The following is a 16188-nucleotide window of genomic DNA, read 5'->3' as shown; positions in this document are numbered from 1 at the left end:
TAAACCCTAGAACCCCAAAACCCGCCACAAAAAGTCAGAAACTTCAGAGCGAGTTCGTCGGTCGCCAGCAGCGCCGCCGCCCTCGTTGGTGAGCGGTTTATAGGCGAACCCTTCTTTTGAAGTCAACAGGAATTTCAAAAAAAATGACAGTTTTCTGACGGTGCACCGCTGGGTCCCGGTTTTCCAGTCTTTTCATCGATGATCCCGATGGGGTTCGGATCGATGACCGGAGGAACTGGGCGTCACGGAGAGCCATTCCCCCCTGCCCTGAGGACGATGGGGCGAAGCGATGCGTGTGGTGCGACGCCAATCAGAGGACTAGCCTACCCAGCCTTGTTGTCGTCGATGCGATTTGCAGACCCGCAGGCAGTCCTTGCCACGAGTTCTTCACATTCACGCCTTCTAAAGGACAGGGTTGACGCCTTCCGTCCGTTCTCGTCCACAGGAGCGGTCGGTTGGGACGGCGGAGGCAGGGGATTGTTTGACACTGCGGAGGGAAAGATGCACATCTTCGCGCAATCTTCGTGGGCTAGAACGATAAACCGCCGCGAAAAGCAGGGACCTGGTCGTTTGGCATGATCACAGACAAGACCATGATGCGGTCGCTCGGCAACGAGCCGCCGCTTCTTGCAGATGGGCGGCGCGCGCCGGACCGGCGCGATATTTCCATTCGCTGGCTGTCCGGCACCTTTCTGACCGGCATTACCTCGAGCCTGTTGATGGGCGTTGCGCTGTTTGCAGCACTGGACGGCCGCCAGCAGCTGGCGATCCCCGCAGAAGCCTATGCCGCCTTCGACCCGCAGGCACAGGCGGAGGATGCCGGCGCAACCAAGCGTGGCGGGCGGATCGTCTCGCCGATCATCGTCGCCAAGCCCTCGGACCGCACGATCCTCGAAGTTTCGACCATGATCCATGACGGCGAAAAAGAGGTCGTGCGTCGGCAGCCCTTCGCGCATGTGAAGATGACGCTCGCCGCCAATCACCAGGCCGAGGAATATCCCGCCTTCGATCCGCTGGCGATCTTTTCCAGCGACGACAAGCCGGAGACGCCGCCGCCGAGCCGGACCGGGACGATCTATGGCTCCGATGTCGAATCCGAAGTCGCATTAAAGACGGTCGATTTCCCGCTCAAAGGATCGACCCTTGCTTTCGGCCCCTCCATGACGCTCGACGAGGTGGAGGAAAATGTCCGCTCGAACGGCGCGGCGCTGACCGACGGCAACACGCAGCTCGCCTCGCTCTTCTATGTCGATCCCCGCCGCTTCTCCTCCGACGCCAGCGAGCTCGACCTGATGCAGGGCCTGGCCGCGCGGATCGTCGAGGAGAACATGTCGGTGACGCCGCTCGAGACGATCGATGACGAGAGCGCCGAATATGCCGACGACGTGATCCCGATCCAGCGCGACATGGAGATGGCGGCGGCCCTCGTCGCGGCGGGCTATGGCAAGGCGCAGGCCGCAGACATTGCCGAGGTCCTCAAGCGCGAGCTGAAGACCGACAGCTTCCACCAGGGCGAAGTGGTGCGGATCGGCATCATCCAGAAGGGCGAGAACGGCGAAGCCAAGGTGGTCCGCGCCAGCGTCTATGGCAAGGGTGCCCAGCATCTTCTGACCATGGCGCTCGACGACCACGGGGCCTTCGTCCATGGCGAGGCGCCGGCGCCGCTCGATGCGGTGGCAAGCGCCTTCGACGATGATGCGTCACCGAGCATTGCCGCCGGCCGCGACCTTCCCCGCGTCTATGATGGCGTCTATCGCGCCGCTCTCTCCTACGGGATGAGCCAGGGTATGGTGGCGCAACTGATCAAGCTGCTCGCCAGCAATGTCGATTTCCAGGCGCAACTGAAGCCGTCGGATTCGCTGGAGGCTTTCTTTTCGGTCGCCGACGAAAGCGGCCGAGCGACCGACAGTTCCGAGCTTCTCTACGTCAATGCCCGCTTCGGCGATGCGGAGACGCGTTTCTATCGCTTCCAGGACCCGGACGACAATTCGATCGATTACTACAACGAGCAGGGCAAGAGCATCCGCCAGTTCCTGCTGCGCAACCCTGTGCCGAACGGCACCTTCCGCTCCGGTTTCGGCATGCGGCGCCACCCGATCCTCGGCTTCTCGCGCATGCATACCGGCGTCGACTGGGCCGCGCCGCGCGGAACGCCGATCATCGCCGCCGGCAATGGCACGGTGGAGAAGGCGGGGTGGGATTCCGGCGGCTATGGCAACCAGACGCTGATCCGCCATGCCAATGGCTATGTCTCCTCCTACAATCACCAGAGCGCGATCGCCAAGGGCGTGAAGCCGGGGGCGCGTGTGGTCCAGGGCCAGGTCATCGGGTGGGTCGGCACGACCGGCCTCTCCACCGGGCCGCATCTCCACTACGAACTGATCGTCAACGGCAATCGCGTCGATCCGCTGCGCATCCGCCTGCCGGGCGGCAAGTCGTTGGATGGCAAGGCGCTGGCCCAGTTCGAGGACGAACGCCACCGGATCGACGAGCTGCTGGCCAAGGACAATGGTGGCGAAGTGGCCTCCGCCACGCAATAGAACCGTCTGGACAGAAGACACGAAAAAGGGCGGCCCTCCTGTGAAGGCCGCCCTTTCGCTTGTCAGTTCTGGAGATCAGGCTGCCGCCTTCTCCTCACTCGAACCCTGCAGCTTGAAGTTCAGCCGGTCGGAGCCTTCCAGAACCTTGACCACCGACCCGTCCGGAATGTCGCCGGACAGGATCTTTTCGGCCAGCGGATCCTGGACGAACTTCTGGATCGTCCGCTTCAGTGGCCGCGCCCCATAGACCGGGTCGTAGCCACGCTCGGCCAGCCAATGGCGGGCGTCGGCATCGAGGTCCAGCGTGATCTTGCGATCGACGAGCAGCTTGCGCAGCCGCTCCAGCTGGATATCGACGATCGCGCCCATCTCGCCGCGTTTCAGGCGGTGGAAGAGGATGATCTCGTCGACCCGGTTCAGGAACTCCGGCCGGAAGGCCGAGCGGACGACACCCATCACCTGCTCGCGCACGCTGTCGGTGTCCTCACCCTCGCCGAGAGCGGTAAGGTACTCCGCGCCGAGGTTCGAGGTCATGATGATCATCGTGTTGCGGAAGTCGACGGTGCGGCCCTGGCCATCGGTCAGGCGGCCATCGTCGAGCACCTGCAGGAGCACGTTGAACACATCCGGATGCGCCTTCTCGATCTCGTCGAAGAGCACGACCTGGTAGGGCTTACGCCGCACGGCTTCCGTCAGCGACCCGCCTTCCTCATAGCCGACATAGCCCGGAGGTGCGCCGATCAGCCGGGCAACGGAGTGCTTCTCCATATATTCCGACATATCCATGCGCACGAGCGCGGTCTCGTCATCGAAGAGGAAGCGGGCGAGCGCCTTGGTGAGCTCCGTCTTGCCGACGCCGGTCGGACCGAGGAAAATGAACGAGCCGATCGGCCGGTTCGGATCCTGCAGCCCGGCGCGCGAGCGGCGGACGGCGCGCGAGACGGCCTGAACCGCATCGCCCTGCCCGACGACCCACTTGGCGAGTTCGTCTTCCATGCGCAGCAGCTTGTCGCGCTCCCCTTCCAGCATCTTGTCGACCGGGATACCGGTCCAGCGGGAGACGACATGGGCGATGTTGTCCGGGATCACGACCTCCTGAACCATGGAGGCGGCATTGCCGTCCTGTGCTTCCGCCGTCACCAGCTCCTTTTCGAGGTTCGGGATGACGCCATAGGCCAGTTCGCCGGCCCGCTGGAACTCACCCTTGCGCTGGGCAATCGCCAGTTCGTTGCGCGCTTCGTCGAGCTGCTTCTTGAGATCGGCGGCCAGGCCGAGCTTCGACTTCTCCGCCTGCCAGCGGGCCGTCAGCGCATCCGCCTGCTCCTCGAGACCGGCCAGGTCGAGTTCCAGCTTTTCCAGCCGGTCCTTCGAGGCGCGGTCGGTCTCCTTCTTCAGGGCCTCCCGCTCGATCTTCAGCTGGATGATGCGCCGGTCGAGCTCGTCCAGTTCCTCGGGCTTGGAGTCCACCTGCATGCGCAGCCGCGAGGCGGCTTCGTCCATCAGGTCGATCGCCTTGTCCGGCAGGAAGCGGTCGGTGATGTAGCGGTTCGACAGGGTTGCGGCGGCGACCAGGGCAGAGTCCGAGATCCGCACCTTGTGGTGCTGCTCGTACTTCTCTTTCAGGCCGCGCAGGATGGAGATCGTGTCCTCCACCGTCGGCTCGTCAACCAGAACCGGCTGGAAGCGCCGGGCGAGAGCCGCATCCTTTTCGACATGCTTGCGATATTCGTCGAGCGTGGTCGCGCCGACGCAATGCAGCTCGCCGCGCGCCAAAGCAGGCTTGAGGAGGTTGGACGCATCCATGGCGCCCTCCGCCTTGCCGGCGCCGACCAGCGTGTGCATTTCGTCGATGAACAGGATGATTTCGCCCGCATCCGCCTGAACCTCGTTCAAGACCGCCTTCAGCCGTTCCTCGAACTCGCCACGGAACTTGGCACCGGCGATCAGCGCGCCCATGTCGAGCGCCATCAGCCGCTTGTCCTTCAGGCTTTCCGGCACGTCGCCATTGATGATGCGCAGCGCGAGACCTTCGGCGATCGCGGTCTTGCCGACCCCGGGTTCGCCGATCAGCACGGGATTGTTCTTGGTGCGGCGGGACAGGACCTGGATCGTGCGGCGGATCTCGTCGTCGCGGCCGATCACCGGATCGAGCTTGCCGTCTCGGGCATCCGCCGTCAGGTCGCGCGCATATTTCTTCAACGCGTCGAAGCCGGCTTCGGCATTGGCGCTGTCGGCGGTGCGGCCCTTGCGAATGTCGTTGATCGCCTGGTTGAGGCGCGCGGCGGTGACACCGGCCTTGGAGAGGATCTGCGCGGTCGCGGCCGAGGTTTCGACGGCGAGCGCGAGCAACAGGCGCTCGACGGTGACGAAACTGTCGCCAGCCTTCTTGGCGGCGTCCTCGGCCGTGGTGAAGACGCGCGCGAGAGGCTGCGAAAGCGACAGGGAGCCATTGCCGCCGGAAACCTTCGGCAGCTTGGCGAGCGCGGCATCATTGGCGATCTTGGCATCACGCGCACGGCCGCCAGCCCGCTCGATCAGCGAGGCTGCCATGCCCTGGTCGTCGTCCAGCAGCACCTTCAGCACATGCTCGGGCGTGAACTGCGGATGTCCTTCGGACAGCGCGTAGGTCTGGGCAGATTGCAGGAACCCGCGGACCCGTTCGGAGTATTTCTCGATATCCATTCTCTCGACCTCCATCAGACCGACGCGCCCGTTTGCGGCGCGCGTCAGTGGTTGGGATCAGGCTCCCGATTGCGGCAAGCCTGTCAGTGTTCGCTCGCGCCGAACTGGTGCCGTGCAAGCGCTTGCATGACATATGGGAGGAGATTTTCGGGAATTAAAGCAGGCATGCGGAGGAAAAAAAGCTGCCGCCCTCCCCGCCCCGTTCACGGCCCTTCCGCCAGCAGCCCCGGGTCCGAGATCCAGCCCTCCAGAGGATCGGCACAGGTGGGAATGCCGAAGTTTTTCGCCCGGTTCTGCCAGGCCCAAGCGGCCTGCACCGCACAGAGCAGCGCGTCGAGCGGATCGCCGCTCGGCGCGTCCGCCAGCTCATCCGGCGCGTCGATCTCTAGTCCATGCAAGCTTGGATCCTCCGCCTTCAACCGGCCCAGCATCTCACGGCGAGCTGCCAGGCGTTCCGTTGTCTGCCGGCCCCGATCGTCCGATTTATAGGGCCGGTTGGAGATGAGCCGGCGCGCCATGACGCCGGGATAGGCCTCGACGACGACCCGGCCCGGATCGCCCTCCTGCAGCAACGGGATCATGACACCCGAGGCGAGAAGCCGCGGCGCGCCTTCATAAAACATCAGCCCGACCGGTACGCCATGCAGCTTTTGCGGGCTGATCGCACGCGTGAGGACATCGACCTTGCGGCGATGTTCCTTGTCGCCCGTCGCGCGCGGCAGGCGATAGGCGGTCAGCGCATCGTAGAACTCCCGCCGCGTCATCCGCGAAACGAGCCCGACATAGCCTGCCCAGTGACTTGGCCAGCCGATCGTCTCAACGAATTTGCGTGCCTGGCCAAAGGGAAAGTCGAGACCGGCGATCCAAGGGCCCGGCGAGGCAAGGAAGGCGGAGAAGGCGTCGAAATCCGACCAAAGGTGCAAGTCCACAAATCGCAGCCGCGTGACGTCCAGCCGGCATTCGTCGCAGGTGATCGGTTTCCTGCGGGACGGCGCGGAGGTGAAGTCAACGCCATAAATTGTGGTCGGCACCTCGGGCCGCGCATCCCTTTCCGGTGCAGCGGCTCCATCCGTCATCGTGCGAAATCCGGTTCGCTTGCACCCTCTTCGCCTGCCCCTGGGCTCACGAGACCAAGCGCCGTCAAATGTGGAAGCGCAAGAAGGATGGCCGCCACATGCATGGACTGGCCAATCAGCCCCCCGCCGAGGCCGGCCAGAACGGACTGGATCGGCAGGCGCTCGACCGTCAGCCCCTCCTCGCCCGCTTCGAGCCGCTGCGCGCTCTCGGGTCGGGCGTTCAAAGCCAGGAAGGAATGCATGCGGTTGGCCTGCATCGATGGATTGGCATAGAGCGCGCCCAGCGGAATCATCCTGTCGCAGGAATAGCCGGTCTCCTCCTTGAGCTCGCGGGCCGCCGCGGCGGCGGGGTCCGGATCCTCGGGATCGATGGCGCCGGCTACGCATTCGAGCAGGACCCGGCCGGCCCCATGCCGATATTGCCGCACCAGCACGAGCTTCGCCTCCGGCGTTACGGCGACGATGGCGACCCAGTCCGGATAGTCGAGGACGTAATACGGGGCGATGCGCTGGCCGGAGGGCGTTTCGCAGACATCGGCGCGCAGCCGCATCCAGCGATCCTCAACGATCGGCCGGGTCTCGAGGACCTTCCACGCCCGCTCGCGATCCGACATGGCTTCTCCCCTCGCCCTGATGACACGTGCAGAGATGACCATGATCCGGCAACGTCCACAATGCGAAAAGGGCGACGTTGCCGCCGCCCTTCTGCTCAATCCTGACCTTGGGTCACTTATTCCGACGCGGCGAGAGCCGGCGTTTCCGGCTGGTCGCCAGCTGCACCTTCTTCACCAGCCGCTTCCGAACGGCGCGGGCGACGGGGGCGTGGCGTACCACGACGACGGCTCGGCGCGCGAGCGGCGGAGCCGGAGGCTTCCTCTTCGATCGAGACCTCGACCGGAGTGCCCTCGATTTCCGGCTGAGGGCCGGTGCCATCAACGACAGGCTCCGGTGCACGGGCGGCGACCGGAGCGGCCGGCTGATGCTCGCGCGGCTGCTGGTCGCGCGGCAGCGTGTCCTTGGGCTGGGCGTCCCTGGCTTGGGCGTCGCGGGGCTGAGCGTCGCCACGCTCTTCGCGCGGCTGTCGCTCGCGATTGTCGCGCGGCGGCTGATCGCGGTTCTGGTGCTCGCGCGGCTGGAACGTGCGAGGCTGCTGCTGACGCGGGGGCTGCACGACGACTTCGTCATAGCCCTGATCCTGATCGTCGTCGCCGTCGCGATCCGTGCCATCAAGCTCGGCACCGTCATAGCTGCCGCGATCGTCGCGCTGGAAGCGCTCCTGCAGCTGCGCCTGGGCGGCGGCGATGATGCGGTTGTAATGTTCGGCGTGCTGGAGATAGTTCTCCGCCATCACCCGGTCGCCGGCGCTCTGCGCATCGCGCGCGAGCGCGCCATATTTTTCGGCAATGTGTTGCGCGGTACCGCGAATCTTCACATCGGGGCCGGAGCTGTCATAGGTCCGGGTGAGCGGGTTCTGCCCCTTCCGGTTATGATTGTTGCCGCCGCCGCCATTGTTGTTGTTGTTATTGTTGTTGTTACGCCCGCGGCCGCGCTTGTTCTGCTGTCCTGGCCTCATTCTTTGCTCACCTGAAGTCTCTTGAGAATCTTGATGGTTGGTAGTGGTGGTCCTGGGACGACGCCCTTGGATCCGGCCGTACAGCGCGGGCCTCCTCCTGGAGGAGGGCCGCATCACGTCGGCACAGCGCGACAGAACTGCCCGTGACGGCACGTCGCTGGTTCAAGTCAACCGTAACAGATACCCGCACCAGGCTCTGCCAATGTCGCATCTCTTCCGTGAGAGCACTTCCCGCGGCGAGGCCTGACCGGAACGAATCCTCAAGTCCAAGCCGTCTGCCCAGTGCGTGGCCGCAACCTAGACCGCTTCCCGAGGGATTCCAAGCTCTTTCTTCATCTTTCCCGAAAGAACCTGTTGCCGGTGCGGGATCAGCTTTGCCACTCCCGGATGCACGCTCACGGCGGACTTAAGGGTCGAAGCCTGCCTCAGGCTGGCGTGAAGAGAAGAACGCGGTCGTGACCGGCGAGGTCGCGAAGCGCCGCCATCAGACGAAAGCCTTCTGCCTCAAAGAGATGCGATACGGAGTCCTTCTGGTCATATCCGATTTCGAGACCGACAAGGCCGGCCTCACCCAGGAAACGCCGGCTCTGCCCGGCGATGATGCGATAGGCATCGAGACCATCCGCGCCGCCATCAAGGGCGGCAAGCGGATCATGGTTGCGGACCTCGGGCTCCAGCCCGTCGATCACCTTGGAGGGTATATAGGGAGGGTTGGAGACGATTACATCGAACTGACCGGAAATTTCCGCGAACCAGTCGCTCTCCAGCATCGTTGTCCGTGCGGAGAGCCCGTGCGCCTCGGCATTGCGCCGTGCGGTGGACAGTGCATCAGCCGAAAGATCGACGCCCACGCCCACCGCGCCGGGCGCCTCGCTCAGAAGGGCAAGCAGGATAGCGCCGGTGCCGGTGCCCAGATCGAGGATCCGGCAGCTGCCGTTCGCCGAAAGCCGCGCCTGGACAGAGGGCAGCACCGCCTCGACCAGCGTCTCCGTATCGGGTCGCGGTTCCAGTGTACCGGGCGAGAGCGCCAGATCGAGGCCACGAAAAGCCCGGCGACCGAGAATTCGGAAGATCGGCTCGCGCGCCAGCCGCCGGGCGAGCGCAGCCTCGATCCGCTCGATTTCCGGTTCGGTGAGCACGCGATCGCCGCGGCTCAAGATCTCGCTCGCCGCCAAGCCTAGCAGGCCGCCGACGAGCAGCCGCGCCTCCTGGCCCGGATCGTCGAAATCGGCGACCTTGAGCGCGTTGCGCACTTGCTGAAGCGCCTGGTCGAGCGTTTTAGCCATCAGCCCTCGACTTCGCCGAGCTGCGCCAGCTGCCCGGCTTGGTAATCCGCCATCAACGCATCCACAACTTCGTCGATCTCGCCCATCATCATCCGGTCGATCTTGTAGAGCGTCAGATTGATGCGGTGGTCGGTGACGCGGCCCTGCGGGAAATTATAGGTACGGATGCGCTCAGACCGGTCGCCGGAGCCGACCTGGCTGCGGCGGGAAGCCGAGCGTTCACTGTCGGCCTTCTGGCGCTCCATGTCATAGAGCCGCGAGCGCAGCACCTGCATGGCCTTGGCGCGGTTCTGGTGCTGGGATTTCTCCGAGCTGGTGACGACGATGCCGGAGGGAAGATGGGTGATGCGAACAGCGGAGTCCGTCGTGTTCACATGCTGGCCGCCGGCACCGGAGGAGCGCATGGTGTCGATGCGGATGTCCTCGTTGCGGATCTCGATATCGATCTCCTCGGCCTCGGGCAGCACGGCCACCGTGGCCGCCGAGGTGTGAATGCGACCGCCGGCTTCCGTCTCGGGCACGCGCTGGACGCGGTGCACGCCGGATTCGAACTTGAGCTTGGAGAAGACACCGCGGCCGGTGACGGTGGCGATGATTTCCTTGTAGCCCCCCGCTTCGCCCTCGCTCGCCGAGAGCACCTCCACCTTCCAGCCCTTGGAGGAGGCATAGCGTTCATACATGCGGAAGAGATCGCCGGCGAACAAGGCGGCTTCCGAGCCGCCGGTGCCTGCGCGGATTTCCAGGATCGCGCTCTTCTCGTCCGCCGCGTCCTTCGGCAGGAGCAGGATCTGCATCTCGCCTTCCAGCGCCTCCAGGCGCTCGGCGATCTCCGGCTTTTCCATCTCGGCCAGCTCGCGCATCTCACGGTCGGTCGTCCGGTCGGACAGCAGCACCTCGACATCGTCGAGCTCGGCCTTCGCCTTCTCATAGGCGCGGATCTTCGCGACCACCGGCTGCAGCTCGGAATATTCGGAGGCGAGCTTCACATAGACGTCCGCTGCCGGCCCCTCAGCCATCCGCGCCTCGATCTCCGCAAAGCGCCGCTCCAGCTCGCGCATTTTTTCGACAGGCAATGTCGCCACGTATATTCTCCAGGGCCGCCGGGCGGCTTCATGATCGACCGGGCCATGCGGTCGGGGCTCGTCGGAGGCGCCCTCCATCCGAGATTGACAGACAGGGGGCCCGCCGCCCCGAAACGAGGGCAGCTAGACCGGGATCTCGTGTTCCGCGGCAAAGGCTTTGAGGAAGTCGCGCGGCGTCTGCCGGCTCTTCGTATCGTCGAGCAACGCATTCAGCGCCGGCGACAGGAGGGAAAGATCGGTGGCAAGCAGCATTGCCTTGACCGGCCCGACCGCCGTCGGCGCCATCGACACGGAGCGGAAGCCGATGCCGAGAAGCGCCAGGGCTGAGAGTGGCTTCGAAGCCATCTCGCCGCAAAGCGTGACCGAGGTGCGGTTGCGTTCGCCGGCGCGGGCAATCTCGCGCAGCATGCGCAGGAAGGGACGGCCGAGCACGTCGAACCGGTCGGAGACGCGCGAGTTGCCGCGATCCACCGCCATCGCGAATTGGAACAGGTCGTTGGACCCAACGGAGACGAAGTCGACCTCGCTCATCAGCTCATCGAGCTGCCAGAGCAGGGCCGGTACCTCAAGCATAGCGCCGAACTGCAGCTTGCGCGGCAGTTGCTCGCCGACCTTCGACTGGCGCTGAATCTCCTTTTGCAGAAGCTCGCGCACGGCGCGAAGCTCCTGCACTTCGGTGACCATCGGCAGCATCAGCTTGAGTTCCGCCCCGGCGGATGCGCGCAGCATCGCGCGCAGCTGCGTGCGCAAAAGGCCTGGACGGTCGAGCGACAGGCGGATCGCCCGCCAGCCGAGCGCCGGGTTCTCTTCTTCAGCCGCGCGGAAATAGGGCACCACCTTGTCGCCGCCGATGTCGAGCGTGCGAAAAGTCACCGGTTTGCCGGCCGCCTGCTTCATCACATTGCGGTAGAAGGCCTCCTGCTCCTCCATCTTGGGCATGGTGGAGGCGATCATGAATTGCAGCTCGGTGCGGAATAGGCCGATGCCTTCCGCACCCGATTCGGCGAGCTGCGGCAGGTCGACCATCAGGCCGGCATTCATCTGCAGGCGAATGCGGCTGCCATCTTTCGTCACCGGCTCGACGCCGCGCAACGCCCGGAACTGCTCCTGCCGGCGCGCCCGAAGCCGCACCTTTTCCTCATAGGCCCGCTGCAGGTCGGCCATCGGCCGCAGCTGCACCTTCGCATCGTCACCATCGACGATGATGGCGTCGCCATTTTCCGCCAGCGCCACGACACCGGCCGCCTGGCCGACGACGGGAATGCCCATGGCGCGGGCGACGATCACGACATGGCTGGTGACGGCGCCGTCTTCCAGCACCAGGCCGCGCACATTCTCGCGCGGATAATCGAGCAATTCGGCCGCACCCATGGCGCGCGCCACGACGATCGCATCGGCCGGGAAGTCGCCGCCAGCCAGGCGCGCGCCGTAGCCGGTCAGCTGGCGCAGCAGGCGGTTGGCAAGATCGTCGAAATCATGCATGCGCTCGCGAAGATACGGGTCCGTCAGCCGCATCATGCGCGCCTTCGTCTCGCTCTGCACCCGCTCGACCGCGGCTTCCGCCGTCAGGCCATTGCGGATCGCTTCTTCGAGCTTGCGCACCCAGCCGCGGTCATGGGCAAACATGCGATAGGCCTCGAGGACTGCGCGATGCTCGCCCTCCATCGACACGTCACGGCGCGACAGCATGTCGTCGATCGACAGGCGCAGCGAGCCCAGCGCCTCGTTGAGCCGCGCCAGTTCCTTGTCGCTGTCCTCGTTGAGCAGATTGGTGACGACGATGCGCGGCTCGTGCAGCACGACATAGCCAAGCCCGACGCCTTCGCCGAAGCTTGCTCCGTCGATAGAGACCGGGCGCGAAAGATCGAGTTCGAGGCCGGGACGGGTGATCTTCTTCAGCTCGCCGGTCGCGACCATTTCGGCCAGCACCATGGCCGTGGTTTCGAGCGCCTCCACCTCGTCATCGCGATAGGTGCGGCTCGCCTTGTTCTGGACGACGAGAACGCCGAGCGACCGTCCGGTGCGCAATATCGGCACGCCGAGGAAGGAGTGGTAGACCTCTTCGCCGGTTTCCGGAAGATACGTGAAGGCCGGATGCGACTGGGCATCCGACAGGTTGAGGGGCCGGGCGCTGGCGGCGATCGTGCCGACGAGGCCCTGCCCCATCTGCAGTTGGGCGAGGTGGACCGCGTCCTTGTTCAGGCCCTCGGTCGCGTAGAGTTCGAGCACGCCGTCCGAGCGCAGCACATAGACCGAGCAGACCTCGGCCACCATGTTCTGGGCGATCTGCCGAACGATCCGGTCGAGGCGCTCCTGCGGCTCCAGCGGCTCGGCCATCAGCTCGCGCAGGCGCTTGAGAAGTACGCGTGGACCCGAAAGGTCTCTCATCGCGGGACCGTCTCCCAGAACAGATCGCTTCGCGCAAGCAGAGTGCTTCGCGCCGATCTCAACCTTTATCGAGACCGTAGACGGAATGCAAAGTGCGAACCGCCAATTCGGCATAGGCCCCGTCGATCAGGATGGAAATCTTGATCTCGGAGGTGGTGATCGCTTTGATATTGATGCCCTTCTCGGCGAGCGCCCGGAAGGCGGAGGCCGCGACGCCCGCATGGCTGCGCATGCCGATGCCGATCACCGAGACCTTGGCGAGGCCCGATTCGTTCTGCACCGCGTCGAAACCAATCTTGTCCTTCTGCGCGTCGAGCACCCGCAGCGCCTTGTCGACATCGCCGGACGGGACGGTGAAGGTCATGTCGGTCTTGGAACCGTCTTCGGAAATGTTCTGGACGATCATGTCGACATTGATATGCGCTTCGGCGAGCGGCCCGAAGATGGCGGCGGAAACGCCCGGCCGGTCCGCCAGGCGCCGGAGCGAGATCTGCGCCTCATCCTTGGCATAGGCGATGCCGGTGACGACTTCCTGTTCCACGATTTCTTCCTCATCACAAATCAGCGTGCCGGGCGGGTTCAGGAGATCGCCCATGCCCGGCGCATCGGGGTCTTCGAAACTGGAGCGGACGAAGGTGCGCACCTTGTGGACCATGGCGAGCTCCACCGAGCGCACCTGCAGCACCTTGGCGCCGAGCGAGGCCATTTCGAGCATTTCCTCGAAGGCGATCTTCTTCATGCGCCGCGCCTTGGGCTCGATGCGCGGATCGGTGGTGTAGACGCCATCGACATCGGTGTAGATGTCGCAGCGGTCCGCCTTCACGGCAGCGGCGATGGCCACCGCGCTCGTGTCCGAACCGCCGCGCCCGAGCGTTGCAATGCGATTGTCGGGGCCGAGCCCCTGGAATCCGGCGATGACGGCGACCTGGCCCTCCTTGAAGCGGCGGACGAGGTCCGAGCCGTCGATCTCGAGGATGCGCGCGGCGCCATGCGCATTGTCGGTGCGGATCGGGATCTGCCAGCCCTGCCACGAGCGGGCATTGATGCCGATATGCTGCAGCGCGATCGCGAGCAGGCCGGACGTCACCTGTTCGCCGGAGGCGACGACGGCATCATATTCGCGGGCATCATGCATGGGGGAAGCGTCGCGGGTCCAGGCCACAAGCTCGTTGGTCTTGCCCGACATGGCCGAGACGACCACCGCCACCTCATGGCCGGCATCGACTTCGCGTTTGACGTGACGGGCGACGTTTCGGATGCGATCCATATCCGCGACGGAGGTTCCGCCGAATTTCATCACGATGCGTGCCATCTGCCTCTACCGGTACCCAAGCTTCGCCGCCTCGCGCAGGATGACAGGCCGCGAGCCGGAAACTGGCGGTCTCTTAGCGAAAGAGCAGTTGCCGCGCAATGGCGGCGAGCGGAGGCCCGCCTTCCCTTGACAATCGCTGCCTTGCGGCCGACTTCCTGCAGCAAGCACCCAAAGGAGCACGATGCAATGAGCGACGCGGCGCGGACGACGATTGACCAGAGCGAGATCGACCGGTTTTCGGCGCTGGCGGCGGAATGGTGGAACCCGCGCGGCAAGTTCAAGCCGCTGCACAAATTCAATCCGGTCCGTCTCGCTTACATCCGCGACAAGGCCTCCGCCCATTTCGGCAGAGACGCAAAGGCGCCGAAGCCGCTGCAGGGCCTGCGTGTGCTCGATATCGGCTGCGGCGGCGGCCTGTTGTCCGAACCCATGGCGCGGATGGGCGCCGAGGTGGTGGGGGCGGATGCGTCCGAGAAGAACATCCGCATTGCCGAGACCCATGCCAAGGCGAGCGGCGTCGCGGTCGATTATCGGGCGGTGACCGCGGAAAGCCTGGCGGCCGATGGCGAAACCTTCGACATCGTTCTCAACATGGAGGTGGTCGAGCATGTGTCGGATGTCGATTTCTTCCTGAAGACCTGCGCCTCCATGGTGCGGCCCGGCGGGCTGATGGTCATCGCGACCATCAATCGCACGCTGAAAGCCCGCGCGCTGGCCATTTTCGCCGCCGAAAACGTGCTGCGCTGGCTTCCGCGCGGCACGCATCAATATGAGAAACTGGTGAAGCCGGAGGAGATCGAGGGGCCGCTCAGTGCCAGCGGCCTGGTGATCGCTGATCGGACCGGCGTCTTTTTCCATCCGCTGTCCAATGAATGGCATCTCTCGAGCGATATGGACGTCAATTACATGCTGCTCGCACAGCGGCCTGCGCGAGTCGAGCCGGCAGCCTGAGGCCGGCTCAGTTGGCGTCGTCGGGAAGCACGGGCAGCGGCGCGATCTCGATGCCCTCCTCGATCAGGGCACGGGCCTCCTCCGCCGTCGCGCGGCCGATCAGCCCGCGGGCATCCGCCTCGCCATAATGGATCTTGCGCGCCTCTTCCGGAAAACGCTCGCCGACATCATCGGCATTGGCGCGGATGGTGGCGACGATTTCGCGGATCTTGGCAGCCGCCTCGCGATGGGCGCTTTCGAGCATCAGGGCCCGCGTCTGATCCTTCCGGCGACCGGTCGAGAGTGCAGGCGCCATCAACGCGCGTTTGACATGCTCACTGCCGCAGACGGCGCAACTGACCAGTCCGCTCTCGGACTGCGTGTCGAAATCGGCGCTTGAGGAAAACCAGGCTTCGAACTCGTGCCCCTGGTCACAAAGGAGAGAGTAGCGGATCACGCGCTCGCCTCTTGCGCCGCCTGCCGATCCGCAGTCTCGAGGCCGAAGGCGCGAGCGTTTTTGAGGTTCGGGATCTTGCCACGGGCAGCGGCCACAGCCGCAAGGTCGAGATCGGCGATGACGATCTCCTCGCCCGCGGCAGCGGCCTCACCGAGGATCCGGCCCCAGGGGTCGATGATCATCGAATGGCCATAGGTCTCGCGACCATCCTCATGCAACCCACCTTGCGCGGCTGCAACCAGGAAAAAGCCGTTCTCGATCGCGCGGGCCCGCAGGAGCACGGACCAATGCGCCTCACCGGTCTGGCGGGTGAAGGCGGCCGGCAGCGACATCAAGGCGACGCCCTCGACCGCCTGGCGGCGAAAGAGCTCCGGAAACCGCACATCGTAGCAGATGGCAAAGCCCAACCGGCCGAAGGGCAGATCGATCATGCGCGCGGTCTGCCCCGGCGTATAGGCCGCACTCTCCCGCCAGCTTTCGCCATTGTCGAGATCGACGTCGAACATATGGATCTTGTCGTAGTGGCAAAGCTTTCCGCCGTCCGGACCGAACAGGAAGCCGCGATTGGCGATCTTGCCGTCTGCGAGCGCGATGGCTGTCGAACCGACGTGGAGGTGGATGCCAAGCTCGCCGGCAAGCCGCGCCGCGGTGGCGACGATCAGGTCCTCGCTCTCGCTCCGCAGCTGTGCACGAAGTGCGGCACGGTCGCGCTGCAGTGCACCGGTCATCTCCGGTGTCTGGACATAGGCCGCCCCTTGCGCAGCGGCCTCGCGCACCAGGCGCGCCATCGCATCCGCATTGCGGGCGACATCGACACCGGAACACATCTGGACGGCAGCAACACGCAGGCTCATGCGAAGGA

General features: G+C 64.9%; 12 protein-coding genes. 2 read left to right on the top strand and 10 right to left on the bottom strand.

All coding sequences use genetic code 11. From position 1 onward, the window contains the following. The first annotated feature begins 575 nt into the window (after nucleotides 1-575). The gene (locus tag ACLE20_RS08810) at nucleotides 576-2540 is read left to right on the top strand and encodes a M23 family metallopeptidase (protein WP_410939884.1); all 1965 of its coding nucleotides are present in this window, start codon (nucleotides 576-578) and stop codon (nucleotides 2538-2540) included. 75 nt (nucleotides 2541-2615) lie between these two features. Here ACLE20_RS08810 and clpB read toward each other — a convergent pair whose 3' ends face one another. The 8 genes from clpB to ACLE20_RS08770 form a co-directional block, all read right to left on the bottom strand. Next, nucleotides 2616-5222, bottom strand: coding sequence for an ATP-dependent chaperone ClpB (clpB, locus tag ACLE20_RS08805; protein WP_410939883.1), 2607 nt, complete (start codon nucleotides 5220-5222; stop codon nucleotides 2616-2618). A gap of 203 nt (nucleotides 5223-5425) precedes the next feature. Further along, nucleotides 5426-6253 carry a DUF429 domain-containing protein gene (locus tag ACLE20_RS08800; RefSeq protein WP_410939882.1) on the bottom strand — a complete coding sequence of 276 codons (828 nt, stop codon included), beginning with the start codon at nucleotides 6251-6253 and terminating at the stop codon, nucleotides 5426-5428. A 41-nt stretch (nucleotides 6254-6294) separates the two neighbouring features. Beyond that, nucleotides 6295-6912, bottom strand: a complete 618-nt coding sequence (locus tag ACLE20_RS08795; protein ID WP_410939881.1) for an NUDIX hydrolase — start codon at nucleotides 6910-6912, stop codon at nucleotides 6295-6297. Nucleotides 6913-7028: 116 nt separating this feature from the next. Further along, on the bottom strand, nucleotides 7029-7871 hold the full coding sequence (locus tag ACLE20_RS08790; RefSeq protein ID WP_410939880.1) for a DUF4167 domain-containing protein: 843 nt from the start codon (nucleotides 7869-7871) through the stop codon (nucleotides 7029-7031). A gap of 425 nt (nucleotides 7872-8296) precedes the next feature. Next, complete coding sequence (gene prmC / locus ACLE20_RS08785; protein ID WP_410939879.1) at nucleotides 8297-9157, bottom strand: peptide chain release factor N(5)-glutamine methyltransferase; 861 nt, start codon at nucleotides 9155-9157, stop codon at nucleotides 8297-8299. Then, nucleotides 9157-10239, bottom strand: coding sequence for a peptide chain release factor 1 (prfA, locus tag ACLE20_RS08780; RefSeq protein WP_410939878.1), 1083 nt, complete (start codon nucleotides 10237-10239; stop codon nucleotides 9157-9159). The genes prmC and prfA overlap by 1 nt, the downstream gene beginning before the upstream one ends. A gap of 123 nt (nucleotides 10240-10362) precedes the next feature. Continuing rightward, nucleotides 10363-12627, bottom strand: coding sequence for a phosphoenolpyruvate--protein phosphotransferase (gene ptsP / locus ACLE20_RS08775; RefSeq protein ID WP_410939877.1), 2265 nt, complete (start codon nucleotides 12625-12627; stop codon nucleotides 10363-10365). A gap of 58 nt (nucleotides 12628-12685) precedes the next feature. After that, nucleotides 12686-13939, bottom strand: coding sequence for an aspartate kinase (locus tag ACLE20_RS08770; protein WP_410939876.1), 1254 nt, complete (start codon nucleotides 13937-13939; stop codon nucleotides 12686-12688). 186 nt (nucleotides 13940-14125) lie between these two features. Here ACLE20_RS08770 and ubiG point away from each other — a divergent pair, with 186 nt between their 5' ends. After that, nucleotides 14126-14890, top strand: a complete 765-nt coding sequence (ubiG, locus tag ACLE20_RS08765) for a bifunctional 2-polyprenyl-6-hydroxyphenol methylase/3-demethylubiquinol 3-O-methyltransferase UbiG (RefSeq protein WP_410939875.1) — start codon at nucleotides 14126-14128, stop codon at nucleotides 14888-14890. Between the two features lie 7 nt (nucleotides 14891-14897). On the opposite strand, the gene ACLE20_RS08760 is transcribed toward ubiG, so the two are convergent. Together ACLE20_RS08760 and ACLE20_RS08755 are read right to left on the bottom strand one after the other, a co-directional pair. Beyond that, nucleotides 14898-15326: a DUF1178 family protein gene (locus tag ACLE20_RS08760; protein WP_410939874.1), complete on the bottom strand. Its 429-nt coding sequence runs from the start codon at nucleotides 15324-15326 to the stop codon at nucleotides 14898-14900. Further along, a complete protein-coding gene (locus ACLE20_RS08755) occupies nucleotides 15323-16180 on the bottom strand; it encodes a carbon-nitrogen hydrolase family protein (RefSeq protein ID WP_410939873.1) in 858 nt (285 codons plus the stop codon). The genes ACLE20_RS08760 and ACLE20_RS08755 overlap by 4 nt, the downstream gene beginning before the upstream one ends. Nucleotides 16181-16188: the final 8 nt, after the last annotated feature.

The sequence above is a fragment of the Rhizobium sp. YIM 134829 genome (assembly GCF_046546455.1).
This window is presented reverse-complemented; position numbering and strand designations above follow the sequence as displayed.